General features: G+C 32.8%; 21 protein-coding genes and 2 pseudogenes. 12 read left to right on the top strand and 11 right to left on the bottom strand.

Going from position 1 to position 20,327, the window contains the following annotated elements; all coding sequences use genetic code 11:
• The first annotated feature begins 67 nt into the window (after positions 1-67).
• The 6 genes from DL91_RS10375 (at position 68) to oadA (ending at position 7,312) form a co-directional block, all read left to right on the top strand.
• Positions 68-817, top strand: a complete 750-nt coding sequence (locus DL91_RS10375; RefSeq protein ID WP_048191559.1) for an alpha/beta hydrolase — start codon at positions 68-70, stop codon at positions 815-817.
• A 211-nt stretch (positions 818-1,028) separates the two neighbouring features.
• A complete protein-coding gene (locus tag DL91_RS10380) occupies positions 1,029-1,547 on the top strand; it encodes a hypothetical protein (RefSeq protein ID WP_048191561.1) in 519 nt (172 codons plus the stop codon).
• Between the two features lie 288 nt (positions 1,548-1,835).
• Positions 1,836-2,261, top strand: coding sequence for a small multi-drug export protein (locus DL91_RS10385; RefSeq protein ID WP_048191562.1), 426 nt, complete (start codon positions 1,836-1,838; stop codon positions 2,259-2,261).
• Between the two features lie 317 nt (positions 2,262-2,578).
• Positions 2,579-3,682: an inositol-3-phosphate synthase gene (locus tag DL91_RS10390; protein WP_048191563.1), complete on the top strand. Its 1,104-nt coding sequence runs from the start codon at positions 2,579-2,581 to the stop codon at positions 3,680-3,682.
• A 226-nt stretch (positions 3,683-3,908) separates the two neighbouring features.
• Positions 3,909-5,366 carry an STT3 domain-containing protein gene (locus tag DL91_RS10395; protein WP_231551450.1) on the top strand — a complete coding sequence of 486 codons (1,458 nt, stop codon included), beginning with the start codon at positions 3,909-3,911 and terminating at the stop codon, positions 5,364-5,366.
• Positions 5,367-5,596: 230 nt separating this feature from the next.
• The gene (gene oadA, locus DL91_RS10400) at positions 5,597-7,312 is read left to right on the top strand and encodes a sodium-extruding oxaloacetate decarboxylase subunit alpha (protein ID WP_048191566.1); all 1,716 of its coding nucleotides are present in this window, start codon (positions 5,597-5,599) and stop codon (positions 7,310-7,312) included.
• A 46-nt stretch (positions 7,313-7,358) separates the two neighbouring features.
• Here oadA and DL91_RS13945 read toward each other — a convergent pair.
• The 3 genes and pseudogenes from DL91_RS13945 to DL91_RS13955 form a co-directional block, all read right to left on the bottom strand.
• Positions 7,359-7,526: pseudogene (locus DL91_RS13945) on the bottom strand (zinc ribbon domain-containing protein); the annotation flags it as partial.
• 254 nt (positions 7,527-7,780) lie between these two features.
• Positions 7,781-8,119, bottom strand: a complete 339-nt coding sequence (locus tag DL91_RS13950) for a transposase (protein WP_197050642.1) — start codon at positions 8,117-8,119, stop codon at positions 7,781-7,783.
• Positions 8,120-8,299: 180 nt separating this feature from the next.
• Positions 8,300-8,485, bottom strand: a complete 186-nt coding sequence (locus DL91_RS13955) for a helix-turn-helix domain-containing protein (protein WP_197050643.1) — start codon at positions 8,483-8,485, stop codon at positions 8,300-8,302.
• A 173-nt stretch (positions 8,486-8,658) separates the two neighbouring features.
• On the opposite strand from DL91_RS13955, the pseudogene DL91_RS10410 reads away from it, so the two are divergent.
• Positions 8,659-9,034, top strand: a pseudogene (locus tag DL91_RS10410) (roadblock/LC7 domain-containing protein).
• A gap of 234 nt (positions 9,035-9,268) precedes the next feature.
• Here the strand turns inward: DL91_RS10410 and queC are convergent.
• The 5 genes from queC to DL91_RS10430 form a co-directional block, all read right to left on the bottom strand.
• Entirely contained in the window at positions 9,269-9,961 is a 693-nt protein-coding gene (queC, locus tag DL91_RS10415) for a 7-cyano-7-deazaguanine synthase QueC (RefSeq protein WP_048191568.1), read from the bottom strand.
• Positions 9,962-10,003: 42 nt separating this feature from the next.
• Positions 10,004-11,203 (bottom strand): nickel pincer cofactor biosynthesis protein LarC, encoded by a 1,200-nt coding sequence (larC, locus tag DL91_RS10420; RefSeq protein ID WP_048191569.1) that lies wholly within the window; start codon positions 11,201-11,203, stop codon positions 10,004-10,006.
• A 74-nt stretch (positions 11,204-11,277) separates the two neighbouring features.
• Positions 11,278-11,736 carry a nucleoside deaminase gene (locus DL91_RS10425; protein ID WP_048191570.1) on the bottom strand — a complete coding sequence of 153 codons (459 nt, stop codon included), beginning with the start codon at positions 11,734-11,736 and terminating at the stop codon, positions 11,278-11,280.
• A 227-nt stretch (positions 11,737-11,963) separates the two neighbouring features.
• Positions 11,964-12,137, bottom strand: a complete 174-nt coding sequence (locus DL91_RS13960; RefSeq protein WP_197050644.1) for a hypothetical protein — start codon at positions 12,135-12,137, stop codon at positions 11,964-11,966.
• A 2-nt stretch (positions 12,138-12,139) separates the two neighbouring features.
• Positions 12,140-12,652 (bottom strand): MJ1244 family protein, encoded by a 513-nt coding sequence (locus DL91_RS10430; protein WP_048191571.1) that lies wholly within the window; start codon positions 12,650-12,652, stop codon positions 12,140-12,142.
• Positions 12,653-12,825: 173 nt separating this feature from the next.
• On the opposite strand from DL91_RS10430, the gene DL91_RS10435 reads away from it, so the two are divergent.
• The 4 genes from DL91_RS10435 to DL91_RS10450 all read left to right on the top strand — a co-directional run bounded on the left by DL91_RS10435 (position 12,826) and on the right by DL91_RS10450 (position 16,593).
• The gene (locus DL91_RS10435; RefSeq protein ID WP_048191572.1) at positions 12,826-14,004 is read left to right on the top strand and encodes an FAD-binding oxidoreductase; all 1,179 of its coding nucleotides are present in this window, start codon (positions 12,826-12,828) and stop codon (positions 14,002-14,004) included.
• Positions 14,005-14,050: 46 nt separating this feature from the next.
• Positions 14,051-15,127, top strand: coding sequence for a phosphatidylglycerophosphatase A (locus tag DL91_RS13695; protein ID WP_156096069.1), 1,077 nt, complete (start codon positions 14,051-14,053; stop codon positions 15,125-15,127).
• 14 nt (positions 15,128-15,141) lie between these two features.
• On the top strand, positions 15,142-15,930 hold the full coding sequence (gene cobS, locus DL91_RS10445; protein WP_048191574.1) for an adenosylcobinamide-GDP ribazoletransferase: 789 nt from the start codon (positions 15,142-15,144) through the stop codon (positions 15,928-15,930).
• Positions 15,931-16,038: 108 nt separating this feature from the next.
• On the top strand, positions 16,039-16,593 hold the full coding sequence (locus tag DL91_RS10450; RefSeq protein ID WP_048191577.1) for a tRNA (cytidine(56)-2'-O)-methyltransferase: 555 nt from the start codon (positions 16,039-16,041) through the stop codon (positions 16,591-16,593).
• Positions 16,594-16,614: 21 nt separating this feature from the next.
• Here DL91_RS10450 and DL91_RS10455 read toward each other — a convergent pair whose 3' ends face one another.
• A complete protein-coding gene (locus DL91_RS10455) occupies positions 16,615-17,652 on the bottom strand; it encodes a sorbosone dehydrogenase family protein (RefSeq protein ID WP_048191579.1) in 1,038 nt (345 codons plus the stop codon).
• Between the two features lie 210 nt (positions 17,653-17,862).
• On the opposite strand from DL91_RS10455, the gene upp reads away from it, so the two are divergent.
• A complete protein-coding gene (gene upp, locus DL91_RS10460; RefSeq protein WP_048191580.1) occupies positions 17,863-18,504 on the top strand; it encodes a uracil phosphoribosyltransferase in 642 nt (213 codons plus the stop codon).
• A 36-nt stretch (positions 18,505-18,540) separates the two neighbouring features.
• Here the strand turns inward: upp and DL91_RS10465 are convergent, their stop codons facing one another.
• On the bottom strand, positions 18,541-19,035 hold the full coding sequence (locus DL91_RS10465) for a fumarate hydratase C-terminal domain-containing protein (protein WP_048192723.1): 495 nt from the start codon (positions 19,033-19,035) through the stop codon (positions 18,541-18,543).
• Between the two features lie 48 nt (positions 19,036-19,083).
• Positions 19,084-20,247: a tyrosine decarboxylase MfnA gene (gene mfnA, locus DL91_RS10470; RefSeq protein WP_048191583.1), complete on the bottom strand. Its 1,164-nt coding sequence runs from the start codon at positions 20,245-20,247 to the stop codon at positions 19,084-19,086.
• Positions 20,248-20,327 lie beyond the last annotated feature (80 nt).

The raw sequence follows: 20,327 nt of genomic DNA on the forward strand, positions 1-20,327 counted from the left end.
GCATAAGAAATAATAAATAAATTGATAACAAATTATCAACATTAAAATTGAATGAAAGGAGATTCAATTGAAATTTATAAAATCTAGAAAAGGATTTACCCTAATAATTATATTTTTACTGCTTATTGGAAGTTTAACTGCCTTTTCAATCTACGTTTCCGATTATTATCATTCAGATAGCACTGCTTTAGTAGCATTGTCCTCTTCAGGATCATATACTGTATCGGACACAACAAATTCCATTACATTTACCCCCAATTCAAATAAAAGTAAAACAGGAATAATATTTTATCCTGGAGCTAAAGTTCAGCCTGAATCTTACTCTGTTTTGGCTTCTAAATTAGCACAAAATGGTTATACCACTATAATTGTAAAAATGCCTTTTAATTTAGCATTTTTCGGTGCAAATAAAGCTAATGAAATCATTGATCAACATAATGATATTAACACTTGGGTAATAGGTGGGCATTCTCTTGGAGGTGTTTTTGCTTCGGATTATGCTGTAAACCATCAGGATAAAATTAAAGGAGTAATCTATTTAGCTGCTTATCCAAATATCAATGCTTCAAATGCCACTTTTAAAGCATTGTCAATTAGAGGCTCAGAAGATGGACTTACAACAAGTGGAGATATTTCTAAAAATCAAAATAAATATCCAATAAATACTACTTTTATCACCCTAGAAGGTGGCAATCATTATAATTTTGGTGATTATGGAATACAGGCTGGAGATAATAACAGCACCATCAGCAGACAAGAACAACAAAACATGACAATTAACTACATATTAACCTTTTTAAAAGATCTTAATCCATAAAATTATCTAATTTTTTATTTTAATTAATTATGACTCTTTATTTCTTAAATCAATGCCAAAATCATTGCAAAATTTGCTCATAAAATCTACTATTTATATGATTTCTTTAAATATAAATCCATTTTATATTTTTTTTATAGATCCCTTGGATGAGAAAACATATAATTCTCCTAAAACAAAGTATTAATAGAAAAAAATCTGGAGGTTACACATGGATAGAAATCAATACTTGTTATCTGGAATAATAATTCTGGTAGTTTTTGTAGTGGTGTTGATTGCCTTTGCTTTCTCAGGAAATAACACTTTCAACTCAGGAACTGTATCTTTTGAATACCCAAAAGCATGGTCTCAAAATTCTATGGTAGGAAATTTTAATAGTAGCTCACTGTATTCAGAAGTCACTTTTACAACAAATTATCCAGATGCAAATGGGCAGAATCAACCAGCATATATTATAATTCAAATGCAACAAAAAGCTAAAGGTACCTTAAACCTTCCAAGCACTAATTCCATAGTTATGAATACCTCTAATTCTTCAGTGTCTTCAACATCAGTAAATAATGTATCAGCAGCCCAAATTGGGAATTTTGGAAGTAATTTGGCATCTAAATATACAGTAATAGATAAAAACAATTTTTACTATGTTTTAACGTACATTTGTCCAATATATGCCGTTAATCAAACAGAACAATCGTACAATAACATTTTAAAAACTCTGAAAATCAGTTAATCTCATATCTATTATTTTTTTTTTAATCATTAAGAAAATAGATAGAAATATTATTTTTTTATTTAAATAATTTAGGTTATGGAAGCTAAAATACATAACTCCGTATTTTTATAGTACTCTGGTTGATATTTGTCACTATACAATAGCCATAATCTAAGTGGAAATTATTAAATAAAAAGAAATGTGGAAGAACATTCCTCTTTATCTTTTTATTCCAAAATCAAGTTCTTTCTATCATTTTGATAAACTACTTATTGATGAAAAATATTCATTTTATTAGTGATATTTATGGTCTTAATAACAGACGTGGCCCTTGTTTTTTTAATGAGTATTTTTGAATTATGGATAGGAATACCATTAGGGTTATTTCTAAATTTAAACCCAATATTAGTTGCGATATCTGCAGCAGCAGGTTCAATTTTATCTGCTTTCATAATTGTAATCCTAGGTGATGGTTTAAGAAAAAAGTTTTTGAAATGGCGATACCGGGGAAAATCCCCAAATGAAGGTAGAATATATGATATCTGGAAAAAATATGGTATAGTAGGTTTAGGGTTATTATCTCCGCTCCTTTTTGGAGCACCACTTGGAGCTGCTCTAGGTATTGGTCTTGGATCCCCAAGAAACAAGTTATTAGTGTGGATGATTATTGGAATTATTATTTGGAGTATTTTTATAACTGTGGCTTTAACTTTAGGTTTGATTCTGCTTTGAAATCTGATTATTCAATGAAGAACCTATTAACTCAAGATTTCATTCATATGTAAATTTTTACTATTAAAATAAAAGAAATAACATATACTTCATTCAATTAAAAATGAAATTAATTAATCATTAAGGGTATAAACCACTAATAACCAGTTTCTTTATCCTCAATGAATTTATATGATTTGATCGAAACATTTAATAGTATAATAAGCAAACTTTCTTTAAAGAGATAGAAGGTCATGAATTGAATTATGTATTGATTTTAGAATAAATTAACATGGCACAATTAATGTTATATAACGGTGTTTTAGAAGGTGTTGTAGTTGAAGAAGATAAAAGTAGCGATAATCGGTATTGGTAATTGTGCAAGCTCACTAATACAAGGAATACATTATTATAAAGATAAAAATCCAGAAGAAGCCATTGGATTAATGCACTGGAGCATTGGAGGCTATACTCCTTCAGATATAGAAGTAGTAGCAGCCTTTGATATTGACAAAAGAAAGGTTGGTAGCGATGTAAGCGATGCAATTTTTGCAAAACCCAACTGTACCCAGGTTTTCTGCAGTGATATCCCTGAGATGGGTGTTGAAGTTAGAATGGGCCAAGTATTAGATGGTGTTGCACCACATATGGCAGATCACAAAAACGATTACACATTTCTTGTGTCTAATGAAGAAGAAAATGATCAAACTGAAATTGTCAAGATATTGAAGGAAAGTGAGACAGATGTTCTTCTGAATTATCTTCCAGTAGGTTCTGAAAAAGCAACTAAGTTTTATGCCCAATGCGCACTTGATGCTGGAGTGTCATTTATAAACAATATGCCAGTTTTTATTGTAAGCAACCCCGAATGGGCAGCTAAATTTGAAGAAAAAGGAATACCAATTGTTGGGGATGATATTAAGGCCCAAATTGGTGCAACTATTACTCACAGGACCCTTGCAAATCTGTTTCGTGAAAGGGGAGTGAAACTTGAGCGTACATACCAACTCAATACTGGAGGTAATACCGACTTCCTTAACATGCTAAACCGCAGCAGATTGGATTCAAAGAAAGAATCCAAAACAGAAGCTGTTCAGTCTGTGCTTGCTGAAAGGCTTGACGATGAGAATATCCATATCGGACCTAGTGATTATGTCACATGGCAAAAAGATAATAAGATATGTTTCTTAAGAATGGAAGGTAAGACCTTTGGAGATGTTCCAATGAACATTGAGTTGAGGTTAAGCGTTGAAGACTCTCCAAACTCAGCAGGTTGTGTTATTGATGCAATTAGATGCTGTAAATTGGCACTTGAACGAGGAATTGGCGGACAATTAGAATCTATTTCAGCATACACAATGAAACATCCACCAAAACAATACACAGATGATATTGCAATGGAAATGGTTGATGAGTTCATAGCAGGAAAAAGGGAACGGTAATTTTCAAAATTAAAAATTATTTCTAATTTACTTTTTCTAAATTAATTTTTATTTTTTTAGTGTTGGTAAACTATAGAATGAATAAGATTTATGTGATCAAATGTATTTGTCTAAAACACATCAAAAAAAATTGTTTCTCATTTTACCTGCGATTTCAATATTTTTAGTCACATTGATCCCAACGTTAACACATAACTGGCCATTGAGTTGGGATGTCATATATCATGTGTTATATGCAAAAGTTTATAGCCAAAATGGATTTGTACTTGTTAATCCTCTTTTAAATTCTCCAATAGGTCAAAAAATTGGATATCCTCCTTTATTCCACTTTTTAATTGCTGCCCTAGGCAAATTATTGAACATTGATTATATGGAAATTGCAAGAGCAATCCAACCTATTATTGCATTTTTCGTTGTCTTATCTGTTACCTACGTTGCAAAGCGATTTTATGGCACAATTGCCGGGATTAGTGCGGGTTTTTTAATGGTATCCAGTACTATAATCTACAGAATCATGCTACCTGTACCTGAAAACCTTGCCCTTATATTTTTACCAGTTGCTGTTTATCTATACTATGCATCTATAAAAGAAAAAAGGATAAAATATGCATTTATATCCGGGATATTACTGGTTTTAATCGCTGCAACACATCAAGCAGCACTTTTATGTTTAATTTTAATAATAACCACATTCACGGTTGTAGAACTAGTAATATATAAAAATAAGGGTGTTTTAAAAAATTATGGAGCTTTCTTACTTTCTCTAATTGTTATACTAGTTATTACTTTGTTAGCAATCATAATTTTCAAACCCGCTTTGATACAGAATTTAATTAACCAAGGGATAACAGCAACATTAGGTTTTGGAACCTCGTTGAACTACAATCAACCATTAAGTCTTCTTAAATATCTTCGTAACTTTGGTTTATTACTTACAGTATTTTCTGTGATAGGAGCCATTATCGCAGTGAAAATGAGACGAAAGAAGGATGTTTACATTTTTGCATGGATAATTATCATGTTATTATTAAGCAAAGCTTACTGGATTGGAATCAATGTGATATCAGCACGAGTTCTCATATATATGGTCATTCCTCTTTCAATACTTGGAGGATTTGGTGTGAGCCAAATTTACTACAGACTCAAAGATTATAATAGATTTTCATCAAAAAGATTTAGATCAGCATTTTTAATATGTGTTTTTTTATTGTCCACGTTATTTGGAGTTTTAAATGCCTCCGATCCAAATATGGGTTCATATTTTGCAAAAACAGTATTTGGGTCTGTGCAAATAGCACCTCCTACCTCCTCAGAAACAGATCTATCAAACTGGTTTAAAATAAATGGCGATAAAAATAAATCAATATCAATATCAAATCTTTATACTGGTGTTTTCATAGCTGCAGAAACAGGAATGCCAATTAATTATGGATTTGCAAATATTAATAATGAAACTCCCAAAGCATATTTTGAGAGTAATAATATAGGATACATTGTATATGATAAACGTTTAACACTTCCACCAGATTATAATACTTTAAATAGATACCAAGCCAATTCTGAAATGTTTCCATTGTATTATTACAATAAAATACTTTACCAAAATATTGATAAATTAAAACCAAACTTCACACAAGTAGTATACGAAAACAATGATTTTATTGTCTGTAAAATAGAAGATTAGAATATTTTACTCGTCAATAATCAATATTCAAATTAAAATCTAATATCTAAATTCATTTAATTATTTTTTCATATAATTTAAAAAAATTAAAAATTGTATATTGTTCAATTAAAAATGATATCATAATTTTTATTTAAATTTCAATGATATAATTGCGAAATATATAAGGAAGTTAGGACTATTTATATAAAGACATTTGAACTTAATCCAAGCTTACTGTGAGGGTCAAAATGAAAAAGATAAAGATCATTGAAACAGCATTTCGAGATGCACACCAATCTCTCCTTGCCACAAGGATGAGGACAAGGGATATGTTACCTATTGCCGAGAAAATGGACAATGTTGGATTTTTCTCATTGGAGGCATGGGGAGGTGCTACATTTGATACCTGTATAAGGTACCTAAACGAAGATCCCTGGGAACGCCTAGTAGAAATCAAAGATGTGGTAAAGAAAACTCCATTACAAATGTTACTGCGAGGACAGAACCTTGTGGGATATAAACACTACCCAGACGATGTCGTAAGAAATTTTGTTGAGAAATCATATGAAAATGGGATAGATGTTTTTAGAATATTTGATGCACTTAACGACATAAGGAATATGGAACTTTCCATTAAAGTAGCAAAAGAACAGGGCGCGCATGTTCAAGGAACTATAAGTTACACAACTAGCCCAGTACATACATTAGAGAAATATGTAGAATTTGCAAAGGAACTTGAAGCACTTGGATGCGATTCTGTTGTGATAAAGGATATGGCCGGACTTATATCTCCCCATGATACCTATGAAATTGTAACAACTTTAAAAGAAGAAACTGACCTGCTCATAAACTTACATTGTCATTGTACCAGCGGTATGACACCAATGAGTTATTATGCTGCTTGTCAAGCGGGAGTTGACCTCCTTGATACAGCTATATCACCCCTTTCATGGGGAGCATCACAACCTCCTACAGAGAGCATGGTTGCAGCACTTGAAGGTACGCCCTACTCAACAGAACTTGATTTAATACTTTTAAGTGAGATTAAAAAATATTTCGAAGGTATAAGAAAGAAATATAGTAGTCTTATAGATCCAATATCTGAGAAGGTAGACACAGATGTATTGCTCTATCAGATACCAGGAGGAATGCTTTCGAATTTTGTTTCTCAACTCAAAGAACAGAATGCACTTGATCGTTACGAAGAAGTACTTGAAGAAGTGCCTAAAGTACGTGCAGAACTAGGATATCCCCCATTAGTAACACCTACCAGCCAAATAGTAGGTATACAAGCTGTTATGAATGTACTCGGTGGTGAAAGATATAAAAATGTTTCAAAAGAGGTTAAAGATTATATAAAAGGATATTATGGACGACCTCCTGCACCAGTAAACAGTACCGTTGCAAAAAAAATAATAGGAGATGCCGAGATAATAGATTCTAGACCTGCAGATCTTTTAGAACCAGAACTAGAAAAGTTCCGATCCGAAGGCGAAAAAATGGGAATAATCAAAAAGGACGAAGACATTCTAACATATGCGCTTTATCCTGCAGTTGCACCCAAATTTCTAAGAGGTGAAGTAATAGAAGAACCCCTTGAAAAACCCAAAGAAGTTGAAAGTACCAGTTCTGGTGCGCTTCCAACAGAATATAATGTTGAGGTCGATGGCGAACTTTTCGATGTCAAAGTTGTTCCAACAGGATATATGGAAATTGAATCTGGTGGTATAAAAGCTCCAAGTGGTCCTGTTGAGGGTGGTGTTACATCTAGCATGCAGGGCATGATACTGAAGTTGAAGGTTGCACAGGATGATAAAGTGAATGAAGGCGACATAGTTGCTGTTTTAGAAGCCATGAAAATGGAAAATGATATACATGCCCCCAATTCAGGAGTTGTTCGGGATATATTTATTGAAGAAGGGGATACTGTTAGTACAGGTGAAACCCTGATGATTATTAAGTGAACTACTCCTCCCTTTCGGAAGGGGCTTCTTCCTTCATTGAATCACACTATTGTGGTTTTCTCAGAGAAGCTTTAATTTCCGTAGTTCCTACGGTACTGATGAGATTTTCTTTATCCAGTGCAAAATCGCGAATATTAACTGCTGCATTCACATCACGATCATGTCTCTTTTCACACTTTGGACAAATCCATTCACGATGATGTAATTTCAAATTACCATTATGGTATCCTCAATGGTTGCATATTTTACTTGATGGTTCAAACTGTCCTATTTGGAGTATTGTTTTACCATACCATTCACTTTTATATTTTAATTTATCCATGAAACCAGCCCAGCCAACTTCACTTATACTTTGTGAGAGGTTATGGTTTCGTAACATGCCTTTATTTTTAATTTCTCTATTGCTATCGCTTGGTTCTCACATACAATAGATTTACTAAGTTTATGCTGAAAATCCTCACTTATGTTTCATATTCGTTCATGAATCTTTGATATTTTGATTCGTTGTTTATCAAGATTATTTGAACCTTTTTGTTTATGTGATAACTTTCGTTGTTCACGTTTAAGTTTACGTAGTTCTGTTTTAAGTGGATGTGGATTATCAACCTTAACACCGTTACTAGTGATTAAGAAGTGGGTTAATCCCATATCCAATCCTACGGTGGTTTTCTGATTGAATTTTACCTTCTCAGGTAATGATTGTTCATCATCAATTAGAATACTGATATAATATTTACCAGTATTTGCCATTGAGATTGTTGCTGTTTGTTGTTTGCCTTTGAATTGTCTATGTAATTTTGTTTTCACCCATCCTATCTTAGGAAGGTATATGTATTGTTATCGAAATCAACTTTATAATTCTGTGGTACATTGAATGATAGTGCTCTATTTTTCTTTGATTTAAAATGTGGGAATCCTTTTTTCTCCCTGAAAAACCTTGTGAATGCATTATCAATGTTAAGTGTAGCTCCTTGTAATGATTGACTGTTAATTTCTTTGAGCCATACTACTTTGTTTGAGTAATGTTATTTCTTTGTTAAGAGCGAAACGGGATATTGATTTACCAGTTTCCTTATATGTTCGATTTTTATAGTCTAATCCCCAATTATACACGTATCGACATGCTCCAAAATGTTTGTTAACCATTTCTTTTTGGTTTTTAGTCGGATACATTCGATATCCTATATGCTCTTAACATAATATTATTTATTGCTAAATTATTATTAATATATTATGGTTGGATTCACCCCACCCCTCATAGGTGAGGTATTCTCCAACATTAGGATAAAAATATCTAATTCTTTTTCTTTGTCGCGATAATTTACATTGTTAATGGAAGTGTAGAAATGGCCAAAACCAAGAAAGAAATGTTAGATGACATCCTTACAAGTATATTACAAGTTGGAAAAATCAAGGCTTGTGGCATAGTCTCCTCTGAAGGCCAAATTATTGATTCAAGAGCGCCATCAGATGTTGATGAAGGGATATTTTCAGCATTATGTCAGCTATATGGGAACTGCAGAAGCAGCTTCAGGGCAGCTCAAGACAGGTCTTGTAGGGCAAATATCTGTAAAAACTGAAAAAGGAATAATAGTTTTGATACCTGCCGGCTCCAAGGCCATATTTACCGCATTAACCGAACTTGATGCCCAATTAGGACTTATATTATCTGAAATTGAATCTAGAGCTCAGCAAGTAAATACAATACTCAACAAATATTAAATAAAGATTTATACTTATTTTTTCTAGCGTTTAACATAAAATGGGCAATATTAACCCTTTTCACGCTTAAACTAATCTATTAATAAATTTTAATAAATTTTAAACCGCGTTTAAATACCTTTTTTGAAAAAATAGGTGATGTTACAATATATTAGCAAATCCCCACATTTTATAAATCAATATATGAATATCAACAAATTTTTTTTAAATTAAGATTTTAAAAGAAAATTTTAATTAATGTCTAGAATAAACGGTTTTATCCTCTACTTCAGCCCTTTCAAATGCCCTTATACGCCTCATACAAGATTCACAAACACCACAATGAGATTCAAAACCTTTATAACAGGAATAACTTAAATTTAGTGGCGCCCCTACATCATTTCCCAACTTAACTATGCTTTCTTTATCCATATCAATTAGTGGAGCTTTAATTTTTATTTTATCGAACGAACCCACATCTATAACATTATTAAATGCATTTAAAAACTCTTTAGAGTTATCAGGAAACGTTACTGCTTCCTCATGGTCCCAACCAACAATGATGATACTTGCTCCTTCTGACTCTGCAAATGAATTTGCTATGGATGTGAAGACTATATTACGCCCTGGAACCCACACACTGTGAGCAGTTTCAATTGAAACATCTTTATCATCCAGATCTTCTCCAGTTGGTTCAGGAATATCTCTGTCCGATGTTAATGCAGATTTCCCAAGTTCTGCAAGCCATGGTAAATCTATAACCGTATGTTCTGCACCAATTTCTTTACAAACTGCAAGTGCTGATTTAATTTCCATTTCAGCACTTTTTTGACCGTAGTTGAATGTTAAAGCATGTATATGATGAGTATCTTTAAATGTAGCAGTAGCAACTGTGGAGTCTAAACCTCCAGAAAGTACTGATATTGCAATTTTTTTCTTTGATTCCATTTTCAAGCACCATTATTTATTAAATTTATTAAGTAAAATGTATCATTTATAAATTTCATTAAATACTTGATTTGCACGATCCATAACCTCTTTAAGAGGCATACCTCTTTCATATGATACTTTACGCACATCTTCGTATTCCGGTTTTACACTTATTATATCCTTTCCAATCATTCCAACCTTTATCCTAATTTCTACTTCTATTCCATTGATATGAAACTGAACTGGAACAATTTTTCTTGATGCAATATTTCTGTGAACAAAAGGAATAACTCTGACTCCAAGAGTACCTGTTTCTCTTATGATCAGTTCCGAAAGCACATCACAATCTACAGGCTTTGCTATAACCCTCAAAAGATATCCTGGCCTATTTTTTTTGGTTAATGTGGGTATTATACTCACATCCCTTGCTCCTTTGTTCATCAATATATTGAATATATTTCCCATTAACTCTCCTGTTACATTATCAAGGTTGGTTTCAAGAATAGATACATGATCGCTTTCGAGTTCTGAATTTCCTTCAATAATCCTCAATGTATTGGGTAATGAAAGTTCCATTTTACCTGTACCATAACCCACATTCTTATTGATTATCAGGGGATAGAAATTGGTGAATTCATCAACAAAATTCACCAACAGTGCTGCACCCGTTGGTGTTGTGAGCTCAAAATTTACAGGACCACCAAATACAGGGACATTTTTCAGGATTTCAAGTGTTGCCGGTGCAGGTACACTTAGAATTCCATGCATAGCTTTAATTCTACCTCCACCAAGTGCAACTGGCATCCCATAGACCTTCTCATTCTTCATCCCCAGCTTATTGTAGCAATAAACTGCACCTACCACGTCTGCTACTGCATCAGCAGCCCCCACTTCGTGGAAATGTACCTCATCTATTGTGGTACCATGAACTTTGGCCTCTGCTTCTGCAAGGGTTTTAAACACGTTTTTTGAAAGTTTCATTGTATCGGATGATACTTCAGGATGTTCTATCCCATCTAAAACTTCAATTAAATCCGTATATTTAATTGGTTTTTTATCCTTACATTTCACATTAACAAAGCTTGCTGAAATTCCTGATTTTGTAACCTTATCAATATCAACATGAATATCACCAAAATGTGATGCATAATATTGCATAACTTCTATTACAACTTCAGAATCTAATCCCAAATCAACCAAAGCTCCAATAACCATGTTGCCAGAAATTCCTGAGTTTTGAGGATCTATTATAACAGTCATTGTATCACGATAATATTATTAAAAATTTAATTTATTTACGTATTATTTGTATCGGGAATGTAAACATTATTCCATTAATCACGTACTCTTTCAATCTCTTCATTCCACAGATCAGGGTTTTTTTGAATAAAATTTTCAAGAATAATCTTGCACTCATCAAGATCCATGTTAATTACTTCTACACCATTTTCAATCAAATATTCTTCTGAACCTTTCAATGTTTTATTTTCACCCATTACTACTCTAGGAATTTTATAAAGAATTATTGTACCAGAACACATTTCACATGGTGATAATGTAGTATATAATGTGCATTTTTTATAATCTACCCCTTTAAGTCTCCCAGCATTTTCAATACAATCCATTTCAGCATGTAAAATTGTTGAATCATCTTGTAAGAGCTTGTTATGCCCCCTACCTATAATATTCTTGTTTTCAACAAGAACCGCCCCTATTGGAATTCCACTTTCCTTTAAAGATATTTTCGCCTCTTTTATTGCTTCTTTCATGTATAGGTGATTTTTTTCTTTCATTTAATCCTCTGCAAAATTTTACATAATTAGTTATAAAATAGTTTAAATTAGTAGATATAAAATGAGATCATAAAATTTATAGGAGTGTAGACAATATGGACTTAAGATCCTTTGCAGTTTTTATTATAGTGGCTATTGTATTTTTCTACATTGTTAGCTATTTGCTACATTAGTAAATATAAAATTTGCAAACCCCTAATAAAATACTTAAAACATTATTTTTATTATTATAAACATTTTTTAGGAATTTCAACCATATTAAATGTGTAATACCTTTTAAATCCACATTCTCTACAGCAAATCTTCAAATCATATTCATCTACTTCTATTTCATGAATAGTTGCATCCCCACAATAATTGCACATCGCTGACTTCTCAAGTTTCCATGGTTTTACAACCATGATCACTCCCCAGGATTCTCAGTTGTTTTTAATGTATAATATCGTGATGCCCCACAATTAGTGCACCATATTTTAGCTTTATTTTTATCTATCCGTATTCTTTGTACTGCTTTTTCATCACAATAAAAACAGGGAACTTCCTTTTCAAGCAACCATGGCTCTGCTTTTTCATCTGTTTTCTTCTTATTGCCACCGTAGCTTACAATTATTCTTCTAATTGGAACTTCCAATATGGTATATTTTTCTCCTTCAAGGGATTCTTGTACAGATTCAACAATATTATCAACTCTATCCTCATCAACAACGCTACATACTAATACAGCGTCTTGCGCATAATCTCTTATTAAGCCTATTGTAGATTTTGGGTCTTCTTTTATTGAAAAACCTTTCCAATCTTGAGGAGACATTCCTTTATACTCTAAAATGTAAAAACCAGTTATTCCTGCATCCGTAAGGGCGTTAATGGCCTTTCCCAGATTTTCAATCTCAACAAAGACACGAAGATGTACCTTCAAGCTAATCACCTATTATAATATTCTGTAAAACTTATCTTAATAATTTATCTGTTACCATTAAAATAATAAAAAATTGACAAAATATTAAATTTGTTGATATGAATCTTCTCCATAACTTTATGCAATTTGAATATAGATTATTAATATTATGTATATTGTCGAGAGGTGATTAAATGACTGATTTCGATGTAAATAGAAATTCAGGATCATTCTGGATGAAAACATGCCCTAAAACAAATTTTAATCCTCTTAAAAATGGATTAAAGGTTGATACTGTAATACTCGGGGGAGGAATTGCAGGAATCACTACAGCAACACTATTAAAAGATTTAGGGTACAGTATCGCGATAATAGAGTCAGATAGAATTGTAAAAGACGTTACTTTAGGTACGACTGCTAAAATTAGCGTTGCACCCAATATGATATATAATAACCTAATAAAAAATTTAGGTCAAGTTAAAGCCCAAATGTATGCCACAGCAAATGGAAAAGCCTTGGAAAAAATAGGAGATATAGTATTTAATAAAAAAATAGAATGTGAATTCCATCGCACTCCCCTCTACATTTACACAGAGTCTCAGGATAAAGTTGAAAAAATAAAAGAAGAATTTCTAGCAGCAAAAAAACTTCAACTACCTGTTTCCTACACCAATAACATCCCATTACCTTTTAAAACTATAGCTGGGCTAAAGTATGAAAATCAAGCCCAATTTCATCCACGAAAATATCTTCTTGGGTTGGCTGAGGATTTAAATGGTGAAAATAATTACATCTTTGAAAAAACTCGTGCAATTACCGTTAAAGAAGGTGCTATTAATGAAGTTGTTACTGATAAAGGATCTATATTTGCAGATAACGTGGTAATTACAACCCACACCCCTGTTTATGATCCTGATAATTTGAAATCCCATTTGCATCCTGCTAGATCCTATGTTCTTGATTTATATATTAATGGAGAGTTTCCAGATGGAATGTTTATTGATTTTGACCCTGTTCATACCTACCGCACAACACCAACTGAAAAGGGTACACTAATAATAGTTGCCGGAGAACACAGTGATATGCGGGTACAAAATCTGAATGAATATTATATGCGTCTAGAAAACTATGCACGCGAACATTTGGATATTAAATCTATTGAGTATCGTTGGTCTAGCCATGATAATAGCAGTGATGATGGTTTGCCACTGATTGGTAAGACTTCATCTGAAAATATATACGTTGCAACGGGTTTTGGTTTTTGGGGAATGAATAATGGAACTACATCTGCAATGATTATTTCTGACATGATTGATGGTAAAAATAACCCTTTAATAACTCTATTTGATCCATTGAGGTTCAAATCAGGATAAAATATTTATATATTTATAAATTCTTTAGTTATCAAGGTGTGATGGAATGAAAACAAATATTTGTATAGATGATATTAAGATTAAAAAAGATAAACATACCACGGTATTTTACAGAGATAATGGGTTTCAGACCATTGGAAATTCTACAATTGGAAATGGAATTGGATATGTGAAGTCAATTGTATATCATGGAATGGAAAATCGAGAACAACCTCTTCCCTATACTTTTGGTGAAGTTAATGATGAAGAAATTTTTAAAGAAAAAAATGAATATTTAAATGCAATTTTTGAGTTTAATGAAGTTGAAAAACCTATTGCTGCAATATTAAGCCCCATAGATAAGGTTAACTTTGAAGCTGTAAACACAACTAATATTACAGCACTTGTAAATGTGTATCCCGGAAGTAAATTGTTTTTAAGTATTCTATTATTTGTAAACTATGACCTTGATTCAAAAACTCTTGTAAGAATTTTAAAATCCACAATAGACTCTAAATCCGCAGCTTTATGGGATATGGGTGTTATAAATCATTTTTCATTTGATCCGCTTGATCTTGAGGATAATGAATCAATTATTATAGCATCTACTGGTTCTGCAGAAGTTGTATCTCCTGAATTAGTTAATGAACTGGTTAAAGATGTGCAAATAAATGTTAGACAAGCAGTTAAAAACGCTTTGAGTCATAATGGTTATCCAAAAGATGTTCTAGAATATATGAAGGATGTAGGTGTAGAGGTTGATGATCTTGTAGATGCAGGTATGGAACTGGTTGTAGGTGTTGAAGAAACACCAGAAATCAGTGAAAAACTTAGAAAACAAATTTATCATTCTCTAGAGGACCTTAACGTGGTATCATTCATAATTGCAGGTATCAGGCTTGAAGAAGACTATGAAAAACATAGGGTTCTTGGAGTTGATGTTGATGATGATCCTGCATATCTATATTCAGACGAGGTTTTTGGAATGTCGGTTGCAAATCAAATAGCTGGTACCAAAGCAATTTTCAACTTTAAAAGATATGATGAGGCCAAACCTGGAATTATTAGTAAATTAGGTCCTGTTCTTGATGATGTATTCGCAGGTCTTGTTGCGGGATGTATGTCGAAAATATTTGAAGTTTAAATTGGAGGATAATCATGTCAATATTAAATGATCAGAATGATGAATCCAAAAAAGAAGGAAGTAAGATAAATGGTTTCTTTGGTTTGATATCCTTCTCAACAATAATCCCGATTAATATTCATACAAGCATCAAGGAAATGGCAACTTACACATGGGCTTGGCCAATAATTGGTGCAGCAATTGGAATAATTGTTGGTGCCTTTGGATTTTTACTTGTTGATCTGATGCATCTACCCCAATTGATAGCAGCAGCAATGATTTATAGTTTTTCAATTTGGTTCACTGGCTTCCATCATCTTGATGGCCTTATAGACTTTGGAGATGGGATGATGGTCCATGGAACCCCTGAAAAAAAAATAGATGTCATGAGGGACAAACGAATTGGTACAGGAGGTATGGCCTATCTTCTAATTGTAGGTCTTATCACACTTACAGCCATAGCATCAATTCCCATAGGAGTTATTTTCTATATAATTCTTATTTCAGAAATAGCTGCAAAAATGGGCATTGTTAGCTGTGCAACATTTTCTAAACCATTCCCCAATGGTACCGGAAAATATTTCATTGAAGCCATGAACAAGAAAATTTTATTCTTATCATTTATTCTAACATCCACAATTGGATTTCTTGTGTTTAATACAATAGGGATAATTGGAGTAGCAATGGGTATTTTATCAGGTGTTTTAATTGCATTAATTGCAAAGAAAAACTTTAAATGGGCTACAGGAGATGTTTTAGGTACATCAAATGAAGTTGCAAGGATGCTAGCACTTTTGATCATGGTGGCGATGTTTACAATCTGATTTTATTTAAGTTTTTAAATCAGAGTAGTATACTCCTAAAATATTTCAAGTTAATATTTGTCTATATTTATAAAATGAGAATTTTATGATTTCAAGGAATGGTAAAAAATGAAGGTTAATGTTTTAAGACTAGATCACAGGAGGGTCAGGGATGCCAGAATAACAACTCATGTTTGTTTGACAGCAAGGGCATTTGGGGCTTCTAAAGTTATATTAAGCGGAGATCAAGATAAAAAAATAATGGAAAATGTTAGAGATGTTGTAAAACGTTGGGGTGGGAACTTCGAAATTGATTATTGCAAAAGATGGGATAAATTCATAGATGACTGGAAACGAAATGGCGGAGAAGTAATTCATCTCACAATGTATGGTGAAGCTGTTCAAAATATAACTGGCAAAATACGTGAATCAACAAAGGACAAACTGGTTGTTGTGGGAGGTTCACGGGTTCCTTCAAAGGTTTACCAAGAATCAGATTGGAATGTTTCTGTAACCAATCAACCCCACTCAGAGGTTGCAGCTCTTTCTATATTCTTACATACACTATTTGATGGGAAAGAATATGAAATAGACTTTAAAAACAGTGAATTAAAGATTATTCCCACTGCACATGGTAAAAAGGTATTAACAAAATATAAAAATTCTGAGATTGATGATCAATAGTTTTAAAACTCGGACTATCCATCAATTAACTTTGATCCTTATGATTTTATCGTCTCCAATTTGAGGTATACCTCTTCCATCCCTATTGGAAGTGCAGATATAGATGTATCCATCATGCACAACTGCATCCCGAATTCTTCCTAATTGGGTAAACAGTGCATTTTGTCCAATGATGCTTGTGCCATTATTTGAAAGACTTATCTCCCTTAATTGAGAACCTCTGAGCCCTGCAACATAGAGTTTGTTATTGTAAAAAGCAATTCCCGATGGTGCAAGGGTCATATCAGTATAAACATACAAAGGTGTTTGTATTCCCTGTGCTGTTTCATTTCCCTGATCAGTTGGCCAACCATAATTACCTCCTCTAATCAAGATGTTAATTTCATCATTCTGTATGTCTCCATGTTCTGATTCATACAAAATTCCATTACTAGGATTCCATGCAAGCCCCTGTGGATCTCTGTTGCCATAGGTATACACAAAATTATTGAATGGATTATCTGAAGGAACTGTACCATCCTTATTTATTCTCAAAATCTTTCCAGAAAGGGAATTTAAATCCTGTGCAGAAGTTCTATTGTTAGCATCCCCTGTTGTAATGTATAGTTTTCCATCGGGCCCGAACTTAATTCTCCCACCGTTATGTATCGAACCTGATGGAATTCTATCGATTAATACTGTTTCATTTTGAAGTTGATCATTTAAAACAAATCTTGAAACCCTATTTCCATTATTAGAGGTATAAAAAAGATATACATATCTATTCTGAGAAAATTGAGGGTCAACAGCTATACCTAATAATCCAGATTCACCATTGGCAGTCACATTTATGTTACCAATATTTTTTACACCATTATCCATTAAAAGACTTACATTTCCCCCCCTCTGAGTGAATATCATTGTATTATTTGGCAAAAAATCCATTGCCCCAGGTATGTCCAGATTATCTGCAACTACCTCCGATTGAAATCCCGTTTGCGTGACTGGTTTAGGTAAGATAAGTATAATTAACACGGCAAAAATTATTATTAAAGGTATTATAAGCAATTTTTTGTTCATATTATCCCAGAATAATCTTAAAATTATTCAAATCAGATAATATTATATTGTAGTTTTTTATACTTCAAATTTTTGTAAGAATATAATTGAAATAGAAGATATAATTTGGATACTGAATAAATACAATATCATTTCATTAAATTAATTTGGAAACTTATAACCCTGAATTAATTAAAGGGTTACTATACTAATATTGAAGGAGAAATTTTTATGATATTAAAACATGTTGAGCATCTACTTGTACAGGATCAACTTACAACAATAAGAAGATCAGGAATAAGTAGCACAGATTTTAGGGCGGGTATGATCGAAATTGGCAGATTAATGAGTTATGTTTTCGCAGACACTCTTGAAAAAGAGAAATTAACCGTCAAAACACCTTTAGGAATATCTGAAGGTATTAAAATTAAAGATAAAAAAGATATCGTTGTTATAAATGTCCTTAGAGCTGCAATTCCACTTGTAGATGGAATATTGAGAGTTTTTACCGAATCTAAATGTGGAGTAGTAGGTGCATGGCGTGAAGATATTCCTCCATTTAAAGTAAACTTAAATTATGCAAGAATCCCACATGTTGAGAATAAAATTGTTATAATTGCTGATCCAATGCTTGCCACAGGCAACACACTTAATGCAATATTGAATGAAATAAAAAATCAGGGTATTCCAAAAAGAATTGTACTATTTAATGTGATAGCATCTCGAGAAGGAATAGAAAAAGTTTCTAGACACCACAATGATCTAGAGATTTATACTTGTGCCATTGACAATGAAGTTAACAGTGATGGATATATAGTCCCTGGACTTGGAGATGCAGGAGATATCTCTTTTGGAAAACCCCATGAAAAATAAAAATTTCCATTTATTAGTAATATAATCTAAAAAAATTTAGTAGATAGCCTTACCATGGGCAGCTGCAACTATACAGGGTATACCGCGTACTTCTAATAAATGAATGGATTCCATACCCTCATTTTCAAATGCAACAACCTTCCTTGAAATTATTCTACTCGATAAAAGTGCTGCTGCGGGAGGAGTAACAGCAAAAATTGATTCATATTTATCTAATAACTTAACTGTGCTATCTCCAAGTGATCCCTTCCCTATATGTATTTTAACACCAGATTTAGCAAGACACGGTATGCTCTCTTCAATCTCTTCTTTATTACTTGTTGTAGGGGAAATACCTGCATCGCTGACAGCAGTGTGCATAATAACAGATCCTTCAAGATCATCAAAACACTGCCCCTTATTTATAGAATCAACCAGTTTAGGAAGAGCAGCATCCCTACCTGTTAAAATAATACCATATACCTCTATCTTATCCCCAACATGCAAATCTTGAACTGTTTGAGAGTTTATTGGAGTACAGATTCGTTTTATTTGTCCGATCTCATTATTTTTCTCTGTCAACTACAAAAACTCCGTTAATTATAAATTCAAGCTCTTAAGATCTTCTATAAATGCTTTTACATGTTTTTCTTTGATGTGAGGCATTACTATAACCCTTATGGCACGTGGATATGACGATTTGGAAACAGCCCATCCTAAATTTTCAAGCCTTTTAGCCAGTTCATCAACAGATATGTCCTTTGATTTAAAAGCAACAATGTTCAACTGAGGCTCTGTTACCACTTCAAATCCAGATTCGATGATACCTTCATATAAAAGTTTGGTTATTTCCATACATTGATTTGAAACTTTCTTGTAACCTTCTCTTCCAAGATATTTCATAAGAGCCCATGTAGCAGCTGTTGAAGCACCCGTTCTAGTTCCTACAATGGTGGACTGCCTATCTTCTGTAAGATATGGCGTTTCAATGCTCATTGCATCCAGATACTTTTTCTCACGGAAAAGAATTCCACCAGTTGGTATTGGTGCAAGCCCCATTTTATGAGGATCTATTGTTATTGAACATACACCTTTGAGTTCAAAATCAAATTTAGGAAATTCATAACCTATTTCAGTTAAAAATGGAATAGAATATCCTCCAAATGCCGCATCAACATGAAGGTAAATATTATTTTCAAGACAAATATTTGAAATATCTTCAACAGGATCAACTTTACCCAATTCAGTTGTTCCTGCAACAGCCACTACTGCAACAGTGTTCTTAGATAACATTTCCTCAATAGAATTAACATCCACCTTGTAGTCACTATCAAGTTTTGCTTCCATAATATTCAAACAAAGCATGTCTGCTGCTTTTTTAAAAGAAAAATGTGCCGATTTAGGAACTATTATTTCAGGATCCTTTATTCCAGGATTTTCTAGTTTAGCAGAATTTCTGGCAGCTCTCATTGCCATTATATTTGCTTCTGTTCCACCAGTTATTATGTGACCATGAATATCTTGTTTACCCAAAAGATCGCCTAACAAATTTATAACTTCATCTTCCATGGCTTTAGTTCCTTTAAAAAGACCAGGATCTCCTAAATTAGACTCCAAAAACATTTGATATGCCCTCAAGCCTACAGGATGTGGGCATGTACACATTGAGCCAAGTATTTTACCTGAACGATGTGTCATATCCTTCTTTTTAAACTCTTTAAGTTGCCTGAAAACTTCTGTTTTTGATATTCCCTTATCTTCCATGGTTACCCCTGAAAATATGTGAAAATAATAATATCTTAAATTTCAAATCTAAAATAAAAAAAAATATTGGAGTAGTTACT

The organism is Methanobacterium sp. SMA-27 (assembly GCF_000744455.1).
Lineage (GTDB): Archaea > Methanobacteriota > Methanobacteria > Methanobacteriales > Methanobacteriaceae > Methanobacterium_B.